Consider the following 17,491-nt stretch of genomic DNA (forward strand, 5'->3'; position numbering starts at 1 on the left):
ATTCCTTCTTTCCATTCAAATGTAAAAAAGCTCTTCCTTTGGATAAGGAAGAGCTTGCGTGACAATCTCAACCTTATCTTCAAGAGCAATCATTGCTCTAAAGGATTTAGCACCATTCTGTTAAACAGCGGTTGCCGGGTATCGCAGGGCCAGTCCCTCCACCTCTCTTGATAAGGAAAACCTTTTTATGAAATTTTCTGATAGTATCTATTATTCACACATTTTCTATTTCTGTCAATGATAGATTATCTCCACACATCGTTGGCAATGTCGATGACATGGCGAAGCTTTGCCCATTGCTGCTCCTCTGTCAGAAGGTTGCCTTCTTCTGTAGAGGCGAAACCGCACTGCGGGCTCAGGCATAGCTGGTCCAAGCTGACAAAACGCGCGGCTTCATTGATACGGCGTTTCACATCCTCAGGATTTTCAAGCTCGCCGTATTTCGATGTGATCAAGCCGAGCACAATTTGCAGATCCTTGCGCTTCACAAAACGGAGCGGATCAAAGTTTCCGGAGCGGTCATCATCGTATTCCAAGAAAAGGCCGTCAAGGTTTAAGCCGTCCAAAATCGTTTCCGCTACAGCGTCGTACCCTCCTGATGCCGCCCAGGTTGAGCGGAAGTTGCCGCGGCAAATGTGCATTGTGATCGTTAAATCGTCAGGCCGGTCTGCGACGGCATCGTTAATTGTTTTGGCAAATATGGCTGGCAATGTTTCTGGATCGCCGCCGAGCGCCCGGACAACCTCTCTGCCTTTTTCCTCAAAGAAGAGAGACCATGACGTATCATCGAGCTGGAGATAACGGCAGCCAGCATCATAGAAGGCTTTGATTGCTTTTTTGTACGCTTGGGCCAGATCATGAAAGTATTCCTCTTGATCGTCATAAATCCCTTTATCCGCCTTTTCGCCAAAAAACAGCATATTTGGGCTGGGAATGGTCAATTTTGGCGTCGCGTTACCAGCAATCTCATGTAAAAATTGATAATCAGCAAGCGCTGGGTGGCTCGTAAAATCGAGTTTTCCCGTCACTTTGATGCTGCGCGCTTTCGTTTTTGTGTTATGGAACTGAATTCCCTCAGCCGGGATGAACGGTTCCACACCGTCAAGTCCTTCCAGGAAGTCATAATGCCACCAGGAACGTCGGAATTCCCCGTCTGTTACCACATCGAGACCGATTTCTTTTTGTTTTTCCACGATGCGGGTGATCTCTTGATTTTCGATATCACGAAGCTGTTCCGCTGTCATCTCACCAGCCGCTTTTTTTTGCCGGGATTCCTTCACCGGAACGGAACGAAGCAAACTGCCGACATGATCGGCGCGGAAAGGTGCTTTGCGTTGTTTTTCTGTTTTTTGTCCTGCAACATTCGTTTGTTGAGCCATGTTATTCGCCTCTTTTCTGAAATATTGAGCATGTAAAAAGCTCTTCCTTTGTGTAAGGAAGAGCTTGAACGATCAAATCTCCGCCTCATCTGCAAGAACGCAATGTTCTTAAGGATTTAGCACCATTCTGTTTGAAACAGCGGTTGCCGGGTATCATAGGGCCAGTCCCTCCACCTCTCTTGATAAGGTACAACTTCATATTCAGATTTCAATTATCTTAATATTATTACTTTTGGATCAATTGTCAATGCTTTTTAGAAAATACTTTCATCTTCATCGTTATATAAAACCATATCAAGCACGATAGCGATGGCAGTGCAAATCAGAACATCTCCCTCGTTTGCAATCTGCAAGTGATAGGAATCACCCCAACTGAGCCACTTTTTGCTCACTGACATCCGGACATTTTCCCCGTCCGTCAGCTGGAATTCATCCCTCCATAAATCACCATCGATTTCCCAGTTAAGCCCGGAAATCACAAATTTCGGTTTGAAAAACGTTACTTTCTTCGTTACCTCACAAACTGTTTTCCCGCCAATTGAAATCTCATAGCGCGGCAATAAAGACATTAGTTTTTGTTCTATGGAAACGAGCGTTTTCCCAGATGAGTCTGTCATTTGTAATGAGTCTCCTAACGAGAAAAAACGCCCCTCCACCTTGAATGTTTCTTGTTCATCCCGGTCATAAATGTGAAATGCATCTTTAAATGAGAACATTTTTTGTTTCATAAATAACTCGATCATTGCTGAAGTCTCCTTTGGGTTTGCCTTGTATGAAATTACGGATAGGTGGCGAAAAGGTTTCAGGCTCTAAATCAAACCAATTTTAAAAGGCTGCGTGATTCAGCAGCCTTTTCGTTTGAAATATAGAATTAGGAAAGATGCATCCGGCGTTTTTGGCGGATGGCGTCAAGGTCGATTAGGTTGTTGTGATGAGGTGCGGCTGCTGGCAGAGGGCTTGTCTTTTGCGGTTTGCGGCGATTGTCCTTGCTGAAAGAAAAAAGAAGATAGCCGCATAATGCGATGATAATAAATAGGATCATATTACATACCTCCCAAAAAAAGTTTTGGTACTCTCTATTGTACGGATAAAATGCCAAAAAGTATTCAAAAAATTCTAAATCAATAAATAATAAGAAACTGTCCCTCTAAAACAGTATTACCTGATGACCTGAAAATAGTCTTGAATTACGCTGTTTGCTCTTGTTGATGATTGGTTCTATAGTTACTATCGACGATAAAATAAATTCCTTTATATAACTTTTAACCTAAGTTTTCGTAATTCAAATTGCCTGTTTTTGGGTGCTGTTTTCTTGCTTGTTTGGTTTATACCCTATTTTGCGGAATTGAACACAAAAAACCCAAATTTCGGAGCATTTGGGCGGTACGGGTGAATACGGATTGTATCTTGGGGATTTGAATGTTTTATTTGAAGAAGCGTTTGAACATTTTTCTGATTTTTTGAAATGGGCTGGATTTCTTTTGCATGTTAAGCGGCCTGGAAATGATCCATTTTTTCAAGAGACTCTTTGCAGCGATTGCATGTTTTGTCATTGTTTTTCCTCCTCATTTGTTGATACTTGTTTTACGGAGGACGTGTTTAAAATGTTTCATTTTCACACAAAAAAACCAGTCCTTTTTTGGACTGGCTTTTGGCATTAGGCTTGCGCTTCAAACTGCTTTGCAATCTCAACGATGACATTTACGGCTTTGACCATATTATCAACTGAGATGTATTCAAATTTGCCGTGGAAGTTTTCCCCGCCTGTAAAGATGTTTGGCGTCGGAAGCCCCATGTAGGACAGTTGCGATCCGTCGGTGCCGCCGCGGATGGGGGAAATCTTCGGTTCAATGCCGAGGTTTTCCATTGCTTGCTTGGCAATGTTGACGATTTCGATGACAGGTTCAATTTTCTCTCTCATGTTGTAGTATTGGTCGTTCATATCCAGCAGAATCCGGTCTTGCCCGTATTCGTTTTGAAGTTCTTCAACGGCACGCTTCATTGTTTCTTTTCTGTTTTGGAAATTCTCTTTGTCAAAGTCTCTAATAATGTAGTAGAGCTTTGTTTCCTCTACGTCTCCTTGAATCGACAGCAAGTGGTAGAAGCCTTCATAGCCTTCCGTATATTCAGGCGCTTCGTCTGCCGGCAGCAGGCTGTTCAGCTTCATCGCGATTTTCGCAGAGTTGATCATTTTCCCTTTAGCTGTTCCGGGATGTACGTTGTTGCCTTTAATCGTAATTTTTGCGGCAGCGGCATTGAAGCTTTCGTATTCAAGCTCGCCGAGAGGCCCGCCGTCAACCGTGTAGGCAAAGGAAGCATTGAACCGTTTCACATCAAATTTGTGCGGCCCTCTTCCGATTTCTTCATCAGGCGTAAAGGCGACTCTGATTGTACCGTGCTTGATTTCAGGGTGTTTGATGAGGTAATCCATGGCTGTCATGATTTCAGCGATACCGGCCTTATTGTCTGCGCCGAGAAGGGTGGTGCCGTCTGTGGTGATGAGTGTATGGCCCTTATAGCCAGACAGCTCAGGGAATTGATCAGGTGACAGGGTGACCTGCAGCTTTTCGTTAAGAACGATGTCTTTTCCATCATAGCTTTCGATGATTTGCGGATTCACGTTTTTGCCGGTAAAGTCTGTAGCGGTGTCGACGTGAGCGAGAAAACCGATTGTCGGCACGTCTTTTTCAGTATTGGAGGGAAGAGTTGCCATGACATAGCCGTTTTCATCAATGGCTGCATCCTGCATGCCGATTGACTTCAATTCATCAACGAGCATGTTTCCTAATGTCAATTGGCCGGGTGTGGAAGGACAAGTGTCAACTGATTCATCGGACTGTGTGTCGACTTTTACATATGTAGTAAACCGTTCAATGATTTCTTCTTTCATTTCCAATCATCTCCTTTGTCTTATTTTAGCATGGCGGGATGAGAGATTTCTATTGCACAATACCGTTTCGAATGGCAAATACGACTGCCTGTGTCCGGTCTTGGGCATTGCATTTTTGCAGGATGCGGTGCACGTGGGTTTTCACAGTGCTTTCACTGACGAAAAGCTTTTCAGCAATATCCTCATTTCTCAATCCGTAGGCCATTTGCTGAAGAACCTCAAGCTCTCTTTTGGTGAACGGCTCTGCCAGTTCTTCGGCATGGGGCTGTTGCTTCGCTCGAAATGTCTCACTGATAATTTTAGCAGCTGTGACTGTACGGAAAATCGCCTCGCCTCTCGCCGCAGCGCGAATCGCATCTATCAACTCCTCAGGAAGTGTATCCTTCAGCAGATAGCCGACTGCGCCTGCACGGATGCCTTCAAATACGTATTCCTCCGTGTCAAAGGTCGTTAAGATGACTATCTTTGTATCTGGAAGTGCGGACATAATGTCTTTCGCCGCTTCGATGCCTGAGCAATGCGGCATCTGGACATCCATGAGGATAACATCGGGTTTTGTTTGTTTTGCGAGTGCTATAATATCGTGACCGTCGCCGGCCTCACCAGAAACCGTCATATCCGGCTGGGCGTTGATGACGTAGCGGAAGCCTTCACGCACAAGCGGCTGATCATCGGCAAGCGCGACGCGTATTTTATCTTTGTTCATCTTTTTGCTCCTTATGCGTTGTCGTGAGCGGCAATGACAGCTCAATTTTCAGGCCGCTCGGCTGTACGGCACTGAAAGTAAGGGAACCGCCTGCTTTTTCTGCGCGCTCTTTCATTCCTGTCAGGCCAAATCCATAAGTAAGGCTGCCGGTGAATTGTCCTTCGTCGGTGATTGTGACATAGAGATGGGACTTGTCGTTAGAAATGACGGCCGCCGCATGAGAAGCGTCAGCGTGACGAATGATATTGGTCAGCGCTTCCTGCAAGATACGGTAGATCGTTTCGCTCACGTTTGGAGGCCAAGACTCTTCTGACAGTCCGGCAGTATCTAAAGAAACGTGCAAGCCGCTCCGTTCCTCCACTTGATGAATGAGCCCCCGCAAAGCGGTAAGCCCCACCATCGATTCACTACGGCCCATTTGGTGAACGACAGACCGTACTTCTTGAAGACATTCCCTGGCGACACTCAGTACATTTTGAATGACTTTTTCTGAATCCTCCTTGCTGCTTTTGAGGATATAGGGAAGAGATTGAAGCTGAACAATCACAGAAGTCAGCTCGTGACCGATACTGTCATGAATGTCGCGGGCGATTCTTGTACGTTCCTCAAGGACCGCGTACCTTAATGAAAGAACAGAAGCCTCCTGCAGCTCTGCATGCGCTTTCTGGAGTTCTTTATGAGCATGCTCCAGCTGCACATGCATTTTTGCCAATTCAGCATGATTCCGTTCAGCCTCCTTTCTCGCTTCTCGTCTGAAACGCATGGAGGAGAAGAAGACGTAGAGTCCGATCATGATCGAGATGTTGCTGATGATATCGTCCCAGCTGCTGTCAAAAACAGAATACAAAAAGAAAGCATTGCCCCCAATTAGGCACACTGTAAGGATCAAAGACAGCCGTGCAGGAAGCTTTATGGCTGCATAAACCATTAAAAATACGAGTAAAAAAAAGGCGGCTCCCTGCTCTTGGCCGGAAACAGCCCAAAAGAAATCGGTCAGGAGCCAGAGTCCGATGAATATGCTCAAACTAACAGCAGTGGATGCCACATAGGGAATGATCCAAATGAATGCTAAGTATACCGCAAATACAAATGCTAACAAAATGGGATCAGCTTTGGCTGGGTGAGATAAAAATTGTATGCAATTCAAAATGAGAATAAGGCTCGGCACAAGCTTCTTGTAGTAGTGCCGAGCCGGAGTTTGTCCGTTCATGCTGGTCCTTCTTTCGGTTATTGAATGGATACTTTGCCGGCGGTCAGCTGTCTGTATGCTTTGTAAAGCATGATGTTGCGGGCTGTGATGGTGCCGAGGGGAACGAAGAACATAGAATGAATAATGGCAATAAACATCTCGTTGCTCTCAGGCAGCCATGTTCTCGCGGCCATGCGCAAAGAAAGTATCACTAGAATGAGGATAACACTCCCAAGTGAGCCGCGTGAAGTGACCTTTCCGGTTTCCGGGTGAATCCGTACATTTACCATCTTCCCAATGCCAAACCCGCAGGCCAGCCCGATCAATAATAAAATGCCGCTGATCGCCACATGTAATACGGAATGAAAATACGCCGGCTGAAACGATGCTGATACGCCCCATAAGAGCAGCAGCGGAATGATCAGCAACTTCCCGGGTCTGACAGCTCTCTCTCGGTACATCGATAAAATAATAAGAATCAATACAATAAAAATATATGGGCTCATCGCCATGTCATCAAATCCTTTCTGCATTAAGCATAGCGAAAAAGGGAAAGGAAAACGTCAACCGGCAGATTGATTTTTCAGCTGCTATACTTGTTCGCGCTGCATAAAGTCATGTAACATGGCGTGAAAATGCTGATAACATATGAAAAAACTATTAATAAACGATTAAACTTCTTAAAAATGGATGTGGAGCCGTCCTAAACACTATATAATAATAGCAGGTCATTTTTTAGGAGGGTTTACATCATGGCAATACTTGTTACTGGTGGTGCCGGGTACATTGGCAGCCACACATGTGTTGAATTATTGAACAGCGGCTACGAGATTGTTGTTCTTGATAATCTGTCCAACAGTTCGGCTGAGGCGCTGAACCGTGTCAAGGAGATTACGGGAAAAGATTTAACGTTCTACGAAGCGGATTTATTGGACCGGGAAGCAGTAGATGCGGTTTTTGCTGAAAATGAAATCGAAGCTGTGATTCATTTTGCTGGGTTAAAAGCAGTCGGTGAATCTGTTGCGATTCCGCTCAAATATTATCATAACAATCTAACAGGAACGTTTATTTTATGTGAGGCCATGGAGAAATACGGCGTCAAGAAAATTGTGTTCAGTTCATCCGCGACAGTATACGGCGTTCCGGAAACATCACCGATTACGGAGGACTTTCCATTAGGCGCGACAAATCCTTATGGGCAGACGAAGCTCATGCTTGAACAAATATTGCGTGACTTGCATACAGCCGACAATGAGTGGAGCGTTGCGTTGCTTCGTTACTTTAACCCGTTCGGCGCGCATCCTAGCGGACGGATCGGTGAAGACCCGAACGGAATCCCAAATAACCTTATGCCGTATGTGGCACAGGTAGCTGTCGGGAAGCTCGAGCAATTAAGCGTATTCGGAAATGACTATCCGACAAAAGACGGGACAGGCGTACGCGATTATATTCACGTCGTTGATCTCGCAGAAGGCCACGTCAAGGCGCTGGAAAAAGTATTGAACTCTACAGGAGCCGATGCATACAACCTTGGAACAGGAACAGGCTACAGCGTGCTTGAAATGGTCAAAGCCTTTGAAAAAGTGTCAGGGAAAGAGGTTCCGTACCGTTTTGCGGACCGCCGCCCGGGAGACATCGCCACATGCTTTGCAGATCCTGCGAAAGCCAAGCGGGATCTGGGCTGGGAAGCGAAACGCGGCCTTGAGGAAATGTGCGCTGATTCCTGGAGATGGCAGTCTTCTAATGTGAATGGGTATAAGAGTGCGGAATAAGAATGGAGGCCTTCTCAATAGAGAAGGCCTTTTTAAAGAACAAGAACGCCTCTTAAGGTACCCTTGTAAGTTTTTTCAGTTCCGCAAATACCCCTTGAACCAATTCGAACCGTCCCTTATAATGCTAATATTGGAAAGTGAAAAGGATATGATAAAAACAGTGGTTTTCTAGGGTTCCGCAATGCAAATTGGACTGTGACCGAGAGAAAACACATAGCAGCTTGGCTGTTATGACACGGTGGGATAAAAGCCCAGGAGTTTCTGCTCTTTTTCGAGAGCGTTCTCCTGGGTTTTTTTATTTGCTAGAACAGAACAATGAAAAGGAGTGTTTTCGTGATGAAAAAGAGAATGCTGGATGTACTTATGCTTGTGATTGGCGCTTTTTTCTTCGCGCTTGCGGTTAATTTATTTGCGATTCCCAATGATCTTGGGGAAGGCGGAGTCACTGGGATTACGCTGATTTTGTATTATCTGTTTCAATGGTCTCCTGGTGTCACGAACTTTATCTTAAATGCGTTTTTGCTTTTAATCGGCTACAAGTTTCTTGATGGAAAAACAACGGTTTATACGATCATTGCGGTTGCGGCAAATTCGCTCTTTCTTCATCTGACACATGGGTGGAGCATTCCGTCTGATGAATTGATCATTAATACGATTTTCGCAGGTGTATTTGCCGGAGTCGGGATCGGCATGATTATCCGGGTCGGCGGGACGACGGCTGGTTCCGCGATTCTGGCCAGAATTGCTAATAAATATTTAGACTGGAATATCAGCTATGCACTCTTGTTTTTTGATTTAATCGTAGTATTCAGCTCTTATTTTATTATTGGTGCAGAAAAAATGATGTTTACGATCGTGATGCTGTATATCGGTACCAAAGTGATGGACTTCATTATTGAAGGTTTGAATACGAAAAAAGCCATTACGGTCATTTCAGAAAATAAGAGTGAGATTGCAGAGCAGGTAAATACCTTGATGGATCGGGGCGTGACGATTTTATCAGGGAAGGGAAATTATACGGGCCAGTCAAAAGAGATTTTGTATATCGTCATTAACAAACAGGAGCTGTCTATGCTGAAAAAAATCATTAGAAGCTGCGACAAAAAAGCGTTTGTGATCGTACATGACGTACGCGATGTGTTTGGCGAAGGGTTTGTGGATATATCTAAATAAAGAAAAATCCCTCTGTACTTGAAACAGAGGGATTTTTTCATTTAGAACGGATATTTGCGGTATTGCTTCTGTATCGAAATCCATTTCGTCACAGTAAATTCCTCGACGACCCACGGATTGCCGAAACGGCCGACACCGCTTGCTTTGTTGCCGCCAAAAGCAATATTCGGCGAATCATTGACGGACTGGTCGTTGACATGGGTCATGCCGCTGTCAATTTGCAGGGCGAACTTTTCGCCTTTTTCTAAATCAGAAGTGAAAACCGCAGAGCTGAGGCCGTATTCAGTATCATTTGCCATGTCAATCGCTTCCTGGTCGCTGCCAGCTTTAATAATGGTTGCGATTGGGGCAAACAGCTCCGTTTGGGCAATTTTGCTGTTGTTGTCCGCACCGACAAAGACGTACGGCGTCAGCACGTTTCCGACGCGTTTTCCTTCAACCGCAAGCTCAATGCCGTCTGTCTTTGCCTGCTCAATGATCTCCAGTGCTTTCTCGATTTGGCGCTCGTTGATTAGCGGGCCGACAACGGTTTTCGGATCGGTTTGATCGCCGTACGGAAGCTGTTTGACACGGGCGGTGAATTTTTCTACAAACTCATCGTATACATCTTGATGAACGATGATCCTGTTGATAATCATACAGATTTGTCCCTGGTGAATAAATTTTCCGAAAATCGCGGCATCCACAGCACGATCGACATCCGCATCTGAAAGAACGGCAAATGGATTGTTGCCGCCGAGCTCAAGTGCCATTCGTTTGAAGGCGCGACCGGCGATTTCACCGATGTGGCGCCCGACTGCTGTTGACCCTGTAAAGCTGATTAATCTCGGGATTGGATTGGTGAGCATGCCGTCCCCGATTTCCTTTACATCCGTCAGCATGACGTTAAGGACACCGGCAGGAAGACCGGCGTGTTCAAACGCTTTCGCAATGATGGTCCCGCCGGAAATAGCAGTTTGGATATCAGGCTTGTGAACAACACTGTTACCCAGCGCAATTGCGGGCGCAATGGATCTCATAGATAAATTCATTGGAAAATTAAATGGAGAAATCGATGAAATGACACCTAGCGGAAGGCGGTAAATCTTATTGGTTTTCCCTTCAATGTCGGATGGCACCTCTTTGACGCCGCCTAATTCACCAGTATACGTCATGGCTTCATCTAAAATCGCAATCGTTTGTTCCAGCTCGATCGTTGATTTAATAATCGTTCCGCCAGTTTCGCGGGCGATCATCATAATGATGTCATCACGGTTTTCCTGTAAATAGCCGCGCGCTTTTTGCAGGACGGCTTTTCGGTCTTCCGTCGTGCTCTTGGCCCACTCTTTTTGGGCTTTCTGTGCAATGTTAAACGCATCCTCCAGCTGTTTGCCCGTTGCCAAAGATGCTGTTGTGATCACAGACTGGTCATACGGATTCAAAATGTCCTCTGTACGTCTGCTTTCTCCCTCAGTCCATTTTCCGTTGATAAAACTTTTGTTTAACGTTTCGAAACTCATAAGATGACCCTCCTTTGGTCCTGCATGTCCTCTTCTATTTCCGCTGAAGCCAATATGTAAACGAATGAGGTTTCCCTTTCAGTTTCTCGTCTATCTATACCGGATATACTCTTTTTTAGTGGAGAACATGTGTGTTTCGCCTTATACTGAATATACAGATCCTTACATAAGAGAGGAGACTCTATGAAATCGCTGCTGGCTATTTATCCCGGTTCGATTGTGTCTGAGGAGCTTTGCATAAGGGAAGGCTGTCTATGTTTTTTTGATGAGAGCAATCAGAGGTATATCTCCATTCCGAAAACAGAGATCAGTGAAAAAGAAGTATTGGTGCTGCAATCATTTTTGACGCCTGCGGATGAGGGCAATCAACTGTCTATGAAATCACCTGAGGAAAACAAGTGGTTTTCGTTCCTTTTTTCCAGAGGGGAATTGCCGGCGTACATAAAGAAACGGACGAGATTTGTTCACTTTCATTTATTCGGCAAAATAGAAAGGACGTCCTTTACAGAAGCGGTTCGCCATTTTTGGCCGGTGTCTTTTGTGATTGTGTGGATTCATGAGGACAGAGGCGTGATTGTCGAGCAGGAAAGTGAAGCGGCGGCGAAGAAGGGCGAACTGGAATCGCTCGCAAAAGTTCTTGAAAGTGATTTCTACTTCAGTGTCCGTTTTTACGCCGGAAGATTTTACGAGCCGGATGAGTGTCTGCGAAAACATTACACTCGTGAACAGGCGTATTTCCTGTTTGCTGAAAAACGGCTGCCTCAGGTGCAGAGTGTGACCTTTGAGATGATCTTTCCTTTTCTATTATTAGAAACAGAAAAAGAAAAACTGGAAACGCTGCTCTCTGAAGAAGCTGAGCTTTTATTTGGAAGTGAAGCTGAGCTAAGGAAGACCATTAAGCTGTTTATTGAAAACAACTCAAACGTCACATTAACAGCGAAAAAGCTGCATCTGCATCGCAACAGCCTGCAATATCGGATTGATAAATTTATTGAGCGGTCAGGGATAGATATCAAATCGTACAAAGGCGCGCTTCTTGCCTATTTTATCTGCCTGCAAAATGAAAGTTCAGAATAAATTGGAAATATGCACGAAAAATGGCTGGATGATTTTATGAACGCTGCCCATTTTAGCGAGAGGGAATTGCTGTTACACTCAATATAAGAAAGCGTTTACAATAACAAAGGGGGATGTTAGATGGCTGAATTGCGGATGGAGCACATTTATAAATTTTATGATCAGAAGGAACCGGCGGTTGATGACTTTAACCTTCATATTGCCGATAAGGAATTTATCGTATTCGTCGGCCCGTCCGGCTGCGGGAAATCAACGACGCTGCGAATGGTCGCAGGACTTGAAGAAATTTCGAAAGGCGATTTTTATATTGAAGGAAAACGGGTCAATGATGTAGCGCCAAAGGACAGGGATATCGCGATGGTATTTCAGAACTACGCGCTCTATCCGCATATGACGGTCTACGATAATATCGCGTTCGGGCTCAAGCTTCGGAAAATGCCGAAGCCTGAAATCAAAAAAAGAGTAGAGGAAGCTGCTAAAATTCTCGGGCTGGAGGAATATTTGCACCGTAAACCGAAAGCGCTGTCAGGCGGACAGAGACAGCGGGTTGCGCTGGGCCGGGCAATCGTGCGGGATGCAAAGGTGTTCCTGATGGATGAGCCTTTGTCAAACCTGGACGCGAAGCTGAGGGTGCAAATGCGGGCGGAAATCATTAAGCTCCACCAGAGACTGCAGACTACAACGATTTATGTGACGCATGACCAGACAGAAGCGCTGACAATGGCGACACGGATTGTAGTCATGAAAGATGGGAAAATTCAGCAGATCGGGACGCCGAAGGATGTATATGAATTCCCTGAAAACGTCTTTGTCGGCGGGTTTATCGGATCACCAGCGATGAACTTTTTCAAAGGGAAGCTCACGGATGGCTTAATCAAAATCGGTTCTGCGGCATTAACCGTCCCGGAAGGAAAAATGAAAGTGCTGCGTGAAAAAGGCTACATCGGCAAAGAGGTCATCTTCGGCATCCGTCCTGAGGATATACATGATGAATTGATTGTCGTGGAATCATATAAGAACTCTTCGATTAAGGCCAAAATCAATGTTGCAGAGCTGCTCGGTTCTGAAATCATGATTTATTCGCAGATCGACAACCAAGACTTTATTGCGCGGATCGACGCCCGCCTCGATATTCAATCGGGCGATGAGCTGACGGTCGCATTTGATATGAATAAAGGTCATTTCTTTGACAGTGAGACAGAAGTGAGAATCCGATAAGATCAAAAAAACCGGACATGGAGACATGTCCGGTTTTTTGCTATTGAAAATTTCAGAATCAAACCGATGAAAAAGGAGGAAGAAATAGACAGAAAGCAGGAGAACGATGAAACGATTGTTTTTAAGCATCTTTCTTTTGGGCAGCTGTTTGGCTCTTGCGGCTTGCGCTGATCAAGAGGCGAATGCAGAGCAGCCGATGCCAAAAGCGGAACAAAAGAAACCGGAAAAAAAGGCAGTACAAGTTCAGAAAAAAGAAGACGATACATCCGCATGGATCAAAACAGAGAAACCGGCAAAGCTGCCGATTTTGATGTACCACAGCATTTCTTCAGGAAACAGCCTCCGTGTGCCAAAGAAAGAATTCGAGGCGCATATGAAGTGGCTTCATGATAACGGCTATCAGACATTAACGCCGAAAGAGGCATATCTCATGCTGACGCAGGATAAAAAACCGAGTGAGAAGTGCGTGCTGATCACATTTGATGACGGGTACACCGACAATTATCAAGATGCGTATCCGGTGCTGAAAAAGTACGGGATGAAGGCAACGATTTTTATGATCGGCAAATCGATCGGACATAGGCACCATCTGACAGAGGACCAAATGAAGGAAATGGCACAGCACGGCATATCGATTGAAAGCCATACGATTGACCACGTTGAGCTGAACGGATTAACGCCTCAACAGCAGCAAAGCGAGATGGCTGATTCGAAAAAGCTGTTCGACCACATGTTTCATCAGCAAACCACCATCATCAGCTATCCGGTAGGGCGCTACAATGAGGAGACGCTGAAGGCCGCTGAAAAAACAGGCTATCAAATGGGCGTGACGACAGAACCGGGCGCGGCTTCGAGAGACCAGGGAATGTATGCCCTCCATCGTGTGCGCGTGTCCCCAGGCATGTCGGGCTCGGCTTTTGGTGCGTACATCGAATCAATGAAATAAAAAAAGGCGGCGTTTAATCGCCGCCCCCTCCGCCGCCACAGCCGGAATCGCTGAAACCTCCGTCACTGCTGCATCCATCATGGTGTGAGCCGTTGTCTGAATAACCGAAATACCCGCTGTCCGCCTGCTTGCGGCTTTTATTTTCCGATGGCTGCGGCTGAATGACTGAAAGAAAAACAATAATAGATATAAACAATAAGATGATCACAATCACTTCGCGTCACTCCCTTTTTTCACCATATCTGTTATACGGATGAAACGCTGACCGGTTTCATTTCAAAGTGATCGATTCTTTCAGGCGGTCTCTGAGCCAGCGCTTCAGCACCCCATGTCCTTTGTTTGACAATAAAGTGCCGACACGCCAATACATAGGGGGATGAGGAGCGAACTGAAAATCAATCAATCTGAAAAACCAGCTTTTATCACGGGTGAGAGAATCAATTTGAAGCTCGTCTTCACCTGCTTCAGAGCTGTAGGCACTTTGTTTTTGAATGTCCTCATCCTGCCGAACCGCCAAGATTCTCAAGGCTTCAGCCATTTGTTTGTAACCGCCCCCCAGCAATGATGCGCCAAGGTTGTCAGCACGCACCTCCATCCATTGTGAACAAAAGGATTGATAGAGCTGGAACAGGATAATGATTGCCATAATGAAAGCCCAAAGCGCAATTTTGTGGGCCTCGGGATGGGTGATATGCTGCTCAAATAAGAGGAAAATTCCAACGACAGCTCCAAGATATAGAAAACGCAAAAGCTGTGATGACAGAACGTCACGTTTTTTGATATGAATCGCCTCATGGGCCAGAATGCCTTCAATGACACGCTGTGGAAGTGTTAGTGTGGCGCTTGTCAGGATGACCATTGACCTCCCGACATTCATGCCTACTGCCATTCCGTTGTAATCATCACTCTCCGTTTCGTATATGCGGACATGGGAAATGCCGGCCGATCGGAAAATCTTATCGGCCGCTGCCTGTACATGCGGATGATGACAAGGCTTGGCGTCCATTGCCGCCCGTAACACACGGTCTGACATATACATGTTGAATACCCAATATAGGATTACGGCAACAGCCATGACCCATGGAGAGGCGTGTAATGCGTATAACGCGAGCACCAATAAGGCGTAAGCGGATACCCCTTTTACGCTGGCGGCAAAATAAAGCTTCCCGAGCAGCCGCTTCACATTTTTTCTATGATAAAACGGCAAAACAGAAATCACATTGTCCACATTGTTTTCTGCATCTGTGTATTCCTGGAGAATTGTTTTCCATTTTTGCGGTTCCTTCACCGTCAGAAACAGTGTTTCGCCGGGAAGAGACAGTTTAATGACTTGCTGAAAGCTTGTTGTCAAATCTAAACGGGATGAATACATCGTCAGAAGCGGATGGAGCTTTAAGAGATCTGCCGTTGATTCAAGCTGAATATCCTTCAAATCGGAAAGCGGGTATGTACGGGTTTCATAGTGTGAGCTGATATGCAATTTTTCTAAGGCAGCTGAATAAAAAACCTTTACGCTGAAAACATTCAGTATACGCTTCACCAGTGCCCCTCCGCCGGAGATCATGCCGAAAAGGATTACATATTTGAGGGGGCTTGGGTCAGGTCCATAGATGAAAAAAATAACAGCCCCTGCAAACACAATGGCGGTCAGCGTAATGTCTGACAGGAGACGTGTTTTGTTTCTGGCCAGCTCAATTTTCTGCCAGTCTCCCGAAGGTTTTTCCGCACGCTCTGAAACAATGAGATCCATTGCGGTCCAATAGCAGTAGAACATTGTCGCGATTGAGACAATGCCGTCCATGAATGAGAGATGAGAGAAGATATAAACTGCAGCGCCGACCCAAAGAACAATATCAATCCAGAAGTCTACGGCCGGAATGAGTTTTGCTGCCAGGGCTGATATCAAATAAAATCCAAGCCCGAGAAGCATAAAGAGAAATAGATGAGTTCCCATAGGCATGCCATATTCCTTTCTATCTAGTATTTCCAACTATTACTATAGCATGAGGCGGGAACTTGCAAAAACATGGACATGCAAAAAAGCAAGCTCTTTCGTTTGACGAAGAACTTGCTTGCGGGGATCAATAAAACTGGTGAAGCAGCAATAAGGTTAAGGACACTGTGATCGCGCCCCCGATGCGGGTAGATACCTGGGCGAACGGCATCAACTCAAGCCTTTCCGCCGCGCTTAAAATAGCGACGTCTCCGGTGCCGCCTTGTCCAGAATGGCACGCATTGATAATGGCGGTTTCAATCGGATACATGTTCAGCCATTTTCCAGTGAAGAAGCCAACGGCCATCATGGTCACAACGACAGACAGAATCGTAATAATATTGCTGAGGTTAAAAGCGGCGACAAGCTTGTCCCACGGCGTCATGGATACCCCAATCGCAAAGAGAAGCGGGTAGGTCACAGCTGTTGAAAAGAAGCGGGACACTCCAAACGCGCCATTTTCAATTGAGGCAGGCACCAATCTGAACAGCTTGATTAGAACAGCCAGTAACAGCATGGCAACGGGTGCCGGAAAACCGAAAAAATCGTGAGCGAGCATGCCGACTAAGTATAAAGAAACAGCAAGGATACCGCCTGCCGCAAATAAAGAAAGGTTGAACATTTGCTGTCCGCTTTGTGATTCCTCCAGCGCAGGGGACTCTTCTTCGGAGCGGTCCACTTTGCCGTTGCCTGTCCATTCCGGTTTTTTCTTTCCGATTCGGTTCAGCAATCCCGCTAGAATAATCGCGCACAAGCTGCCCAGCATAATCGATGGCAGAACAAGTGCAAACGCTTCCCCTTGAGAAATGGGCATGATGTCAGAATATCCGATGGACAGCGGGATAGCGCCTTCTCCGACTCCTCCAGCCATGATCGGAATGACAATGTACAGCAGGGTATGCTGAAATCCGAGTCCGAGCAATGTCCCGACAGCCAGTCCGACAATAGCGGCTGTGACAGAACCGACAATAAGCGGAATAAAGATTTTCATGAATGCTTTTACGAGTGTTTCTCTTTTCATGCCGAGAATGCTTCCGACGACAATACCGGCAATAAACAAATATAGAAAGTTTGAGTTTTCTGTAAATTCTGTGGTGGATTTGACGATATCATTAGGCAGCAGGTGATAGTACACGACAGCGGACGGAATAAAAGTAGCTAGGATGGCCGGGCCGCCGATAGAACGAACTATCGGTATCGATTTGCCGATTTGGGCAAAGGTAAACCCGAAAAACGCCATGACGGCGATGGATGTCAAAATGTCACTTTTTACATCGTGATGCATAACAAAAACAGTGATTAATATAAACAGCAAGGCATACACAGGAAGCGGTATGATGCCTACTTTTATATTCATGGCTTTCGCAAACCAATTCTCTTTTCGAACCCCTTCGTGAATTGTATCCGTTTGCAATTGCATTTGTGTTTGAAGCTCTCCCATTGAAAAACCTCCCCTATTCTTGATGCAGTGAAATTGTTCACTATGTTAAGTATACTAAAAAATTGAAATTATTAATATATTAAAAATTTACTATTCAACTTTTCTCCACTTGCCGGTTCAATTGAAAAGAGGCATCCTGCCTAAAATCTGTTTATGACGGAGTGCTGAGAAACGAGTGCTGGTCCGGGGCAAGCATTTTGTTCGCAAG

At 45.5% G+C, this 17,491-nt stretch carries 17 protein-coding genes and 3 riboswitches; of the genes, 5 read left to right on the forward strand and 12 right to left on the reverse strand.

What is annotated here, in order from left to right; all coding sequences use genetic code 11:
• Positions 1-70 precede the first annotated feature (70 nt).
• Positions 71-177, reverse strand: a riboswitch (SAM riboswitch).
• Between the two features lie 68 nt (positions 178-245).
• The 8 genes from PUN35_RS16105 to PUN35_RS16140 all read right to left on the reverse strand — a co-directional run bounded on the left by PUN35_RS16105 (position 246) and on the right by PUN35_RS16140 (position 6,676).
• Complete coding sequence (locus PUN35_RS16105) at positions 246-1,379, reverse strand: 5-methyltetrahydropteroyltriglutamate--homocysteine S-methyltransferase (RefSeq protein WP_014481331.1); 1,134 nt, start codon at positions 1,377-1,379, stop codon at positions 246-248.
• 82 nt (positions 1,380-1,461) lie between these two features.
• Positions 1,462-1,568, reverse strand: a riboswitch (SAM riboswitch).
• Between the two features lie 65 nt (positions 1,569-1,633).
• Complete coding sequence (locus PUN35_RS16110; RefSeq protein WP_014481330.1) at positions 1,634-2,122, reverse strand: LURP-one-related/scramblase family protein; 489 nt, start codon at positions 2,120-2,122, stop codon at positions 1,634-1,636.
• 128 nt (positions 2,123-2,250) lie between these two features.
• On the reverse strand, positions 2,251-2,505 hold the full coding sequence (locus tag PUN35_RS16115) for a hypothetical protein (RefSeq protein WP_072592570.1): 255 nt from the start codon (positions 2,503-2,505) through the stop codon (positions 2,251-2,253).
• A 298-nt stretch (positions 2,506-2,803) separates the two neighbouring features.
• Positions 2,804-2,932: a hypothetical protein gene (locus PUN35_RS16120; RefSeq protein ID WP_003227241.1), complete on the reverse strand. Its 129-nt coding sequence runs from the start codon at positions 2,930-2,932 to the stop codon at positions 2,804-2,806.
• A gap of 104 nt (positions 2,933-3,036) precedes the next feature.
• Positions 3,037-4,269, reverse strand: a complete 1,233-nt coding sequence (pepT, locus tag PUN35_RS16125) for a peptidase T (RefSeq protein ID WP_014481329.1) — start codon at positions 4,267-4,269, stop codon at positions 3,037-3,039.
• 49 nt (positions 4,270-4,318) lie between these two features.
• Positions 4,319-4,975: a two-component system response regulator YxJL gene (yxjL, locus tag PUN35_RS16130; RefSeq protein WP_014478409.1), complete on the reverse strand. Its 657-nt coding sequence runs from the start codon at positions 4,973-4,975 to the stop codon at positions 4,319-4,321.
• Positions 4,962-6,185, reverse strand: coding sequence for a sensor histidine kinase (locus tag PUN35_RS16135; protein ID WP_014481328.1), 1,224 nt, complete (start codon positions 6,183-6,185; stop codon positions 4,962-4,964). Before PUN35_RS16135 ends, yxjL begins: the two co-directional genes overlap by 14 nt.
• Positions 6,186-6,202: 17 nt before the next feature.
• Positions 6,203-6,676, reverse strand: a complete 474-nt coding sequence (locus tag PUN35_RS16140) for a DUF1453 family protein (RefSeq protein WP_014481327.1) — start codon at positions 6,674-6,676, stop codon at positions 6,203-6,205.
• 240 nt (positions 6,677-6,916) lie between these two features.
• On the opposite strand from PUN35_RS16140, the gene galE reads away from it, so the two are divergent.
• Together galE and PUN35_RS16150 are read left to right on the forward strand one after the other, a co-directional pair.
• The gene (gene galE / locus PUN35_RS16145; RefSeq protein ID WP_014481325.1) at positions 6,917-7,936 is read left to right on the forward strand and encodes a UDP-glucose 4-epimerase GalE; all 1,020 of its coding nucleotides are present in this window, start codon (positions 6,917-6,919) and stop codon (positions 7,934-7,936) included.
• A 157-nt stretch (positions 7,937-8,093) separates the two neighbouring features.
• Positions 8,094-8,196, forward strand: a riboswitch (guanidine-I (ykkC/yxkD leader).
• Positions 8,197-8,272: 76 nt separating this feature from the next.
• Positions 8,273-9,109 (forward strand): YitT family protein, encoded by an 837-nt coding sequence (locus PUN35_RS16150; protein WP_003242615.1) that lies wholly within the window; start codon positions 8,273-8,275, stop codon positions 9,107-9,109.
• A gap of 41 nt (positions 9,110-9,150) precedes the next feature.
• Here the strand turns inward: PUN35_RS16150 and PUN35_RS16155 are convergent, their stop codons facing one another.
• Complete coding sequence (locus tag PUN35_RS16155) at positions 9,151-10,608, reverse strand: aldehyde dehydrogenase family protein (protein ID WP_014481324.1); 1,458 nt, start codon at positions 10,606-10,608, stop codon at positions 9,151-9,153.
• Between the two features lie 183 nt (positions 10,609-10,791).
• On the opposite strand from PUN35_RS16155, the gene PUN35_RS16160 reads away from it, so the two are divergent.
• From PUN35_RS16160 to PUN35_RS16170, 3 genes are all read left to right on the forward strand, one after another.
• Positions 10,792-11,685 carry a PucR family transcriptional regulator gene (locus PUN35_RS16160; protein WP_003227261.1) on the forward strand — a complete coding sequence of 298 codons (894 nt, stop codon included), beginning with the start codon at positions 10,792-10,794 and terminating at the stop codon, positions 11,683-11,685.
• 120 nt (positions 11,686-11,805) lie between these two features.
• Positions 11,806-12,903: a maltodextrin ABC transporter ATP-binding protein MsmX gene (gene msmX, locus PUN35_RS16165; protein WP_003242648.1), complete on the forward strand. Its 1,098-nt coding sequence runs from the start codon at positions 11,806-11,808 to the stop codon at positions 12,901-12,903.
• 106 nt (positions 12,904-13,009) lie between these two features.
• Complete coding sequence (locus PUN35_RS16170) at positions 13,010-13,849, forward strand: polysaccharide deacetylase family protein (protein WP_014481323.1); 840 nt, start codon at positions 13,010-13,012, stop codon at positions 13,847-13,849.
• A 13-nt stretch (positions 13,850-13,862) separates the two neighbouring features.
• On the opposite strand, the gene PUN35_RS16175 is transcribed toward PUN35_RS16170, so the two are convergent.
• The 3 genes from PUN35_RS16175 to cimH form a co-directional block, all read right to left on the reverse strand.
• Positions 13,863-14,063 carry a hypothetical protein gene (locus tag PUN35_RS16175; protein ID WP_014481322.1) on the reverse strand — a complete coding sequence of 67 codons (201 nt, stop codon included), beginning with the start codon at positions 14,061-14,063 and terminating at the stop codon, positions 13,863-13,865.
• A gap of 57 nt (positions 14,064-14,120) precedes the next feature.
• Positions 14,121-15,809 carry a M56 family metallopeptidase gene (locus PUN35_RS16180; RefSeq protein ID WP_072592569.1) on the reverse strand — a complete coding sequence of 563 codons (1,689 nt, stop codon included), beginning with the start codon at positions 15,807-15,809 and terminating at the stop codon, positions 14,121-14,123.
• 121 nt (positions 15,810-15,930) lie between these two features.
• On the reverse strand, positions 15,931-17,283 hold the full coding sequence (gene cimH, locus PUN35_RS16185) for a citrate/malate transporter CimH (protein WP_031601119.1): 1,353 nt from the start codon (positions 17,281-17,283) through the stop codon (positions 15,931-15,933).
• Positions 17,284-17,491 lie beyond the last annotated feature (208 nt).

Source organism: Bacillus sp. N3378-2at (assembly GCF_033412715.1).
GTDB lineage: Bacteria > Bacillota > Bacilli > Bacillales > Bacillaceae > Bacillus > Bacillus subtilis.

What these genes read in the sequence shown, in the direction of transcription:
- PUN35_RS16105 (WP_014481331.1), bottom strand. Translation starts at nt 1,379, where the DNA reads ATGGCTCAACAAACGAATGTTGCAGGACAAAAAACAGAAAAACAACGC.
- PUN35_RS16110 (WP_014481330.1), bottom strand. Translation starts at nt 2,122, where the DNA reads ATGATCGAGTTATTTATGAAACAAAAAATGTTCTCATTTAAAGATGCA.
- PUN35_RS16120 (WP_003227241.1), bottom strand. Translation starts at nt 2,932, where the DNA reads ATGACAAAACATGCAATCGCTGCAAAGAGTCTCTTGAAAAAATGGATC.
- pepT (WP_014481329.1), bottom strand. Translation starts at nt 4,269, where the DNA reads ATGAAAGAAGAAATCATTGAACGGTTTACTACATATGTAAAAGTCGAC.
- yxjL (WP_014478409.1), bottom strand. Translation starts at nt 4,975, where the DNA reads ATGAACAAAGATAAAATACGCGTCGCGCTTGCCGATGATCAGCCGCTT.
- PUN35_RS16135 (WP_014481328.1), bottom strand. Translation starts at nt 6,185, where the DNA reads ATGAACGGACAAACTCCGGCTCGGCACTACTACAAGAAGCTTGTGCCG.
- PUN35_RS16140 (WP_014481327.1), bottom strand. Translation starts at nt 6,676, where the DNA reads ATGGCGATGAGCCCATATATTTTTATTGTATTGATTCTTATTATTTTA.
- galE (WP_014481325.1), top strand. Translation starts at nt 6,917, where the DNA reads ATGGCAATACTTGTTACTGGTGGTGCCGGGTACATTGGCAGCCACACA.
- PUN35_RS16150 (WP_003242615.1), top strand. Translation starts at nt 8,273, where the DNA reads ATGAAAAAGAGAATGCTGGATGTACTTATGCTTGTGATTGGCGCTTTT.
- PUN35_RS16155 (WP_014481324.1), bottom strand. Translation starts at nt 10,608, where the DNA reads ATGAGTTTCGAAACGTTAAACAAAAGTTTTATCAACGGAAAATGGACT.
- PUN35_RS16160 (WP_003227261.1), top strand. Translation starts at nt 10,792, where the DNA reads ATGAAATCGCTGCTGGCTATTTATCCCGGTTCGATTGTGTCTGAGGAG.
- msmX (WP_003242648.1), top strand. Translation starts at nt 11,806, where the DNA reads ATGGCTGAATTGCGGATGGAGCACATTTATAAATTTTATGATCAGAAG.
- PUN35_RS16170 (WP_014481323.1), top strand. Translation starts at nt 13,010, where the DNA reads ATGAAACGATTGTTTTTAAGCATCTTTCTTTTGGGCAGCTGTTTGGCT.
- PUN35_RS16180 (WP_072592569.1), bottom strand. Translation starts at nt 15,809, where the DNA reads ATGCCTATGGGAACTCATCTATTTCTCTTTATGCTTCTCGGGCTTGGA.
- cimH (WP_031601119.1), bottom strand. Translation starts at nt 17,283, where the DNA reads ATGGGAGAGCTTCAAACACAAATGCAATTGCAAACGGATACAATTCAC.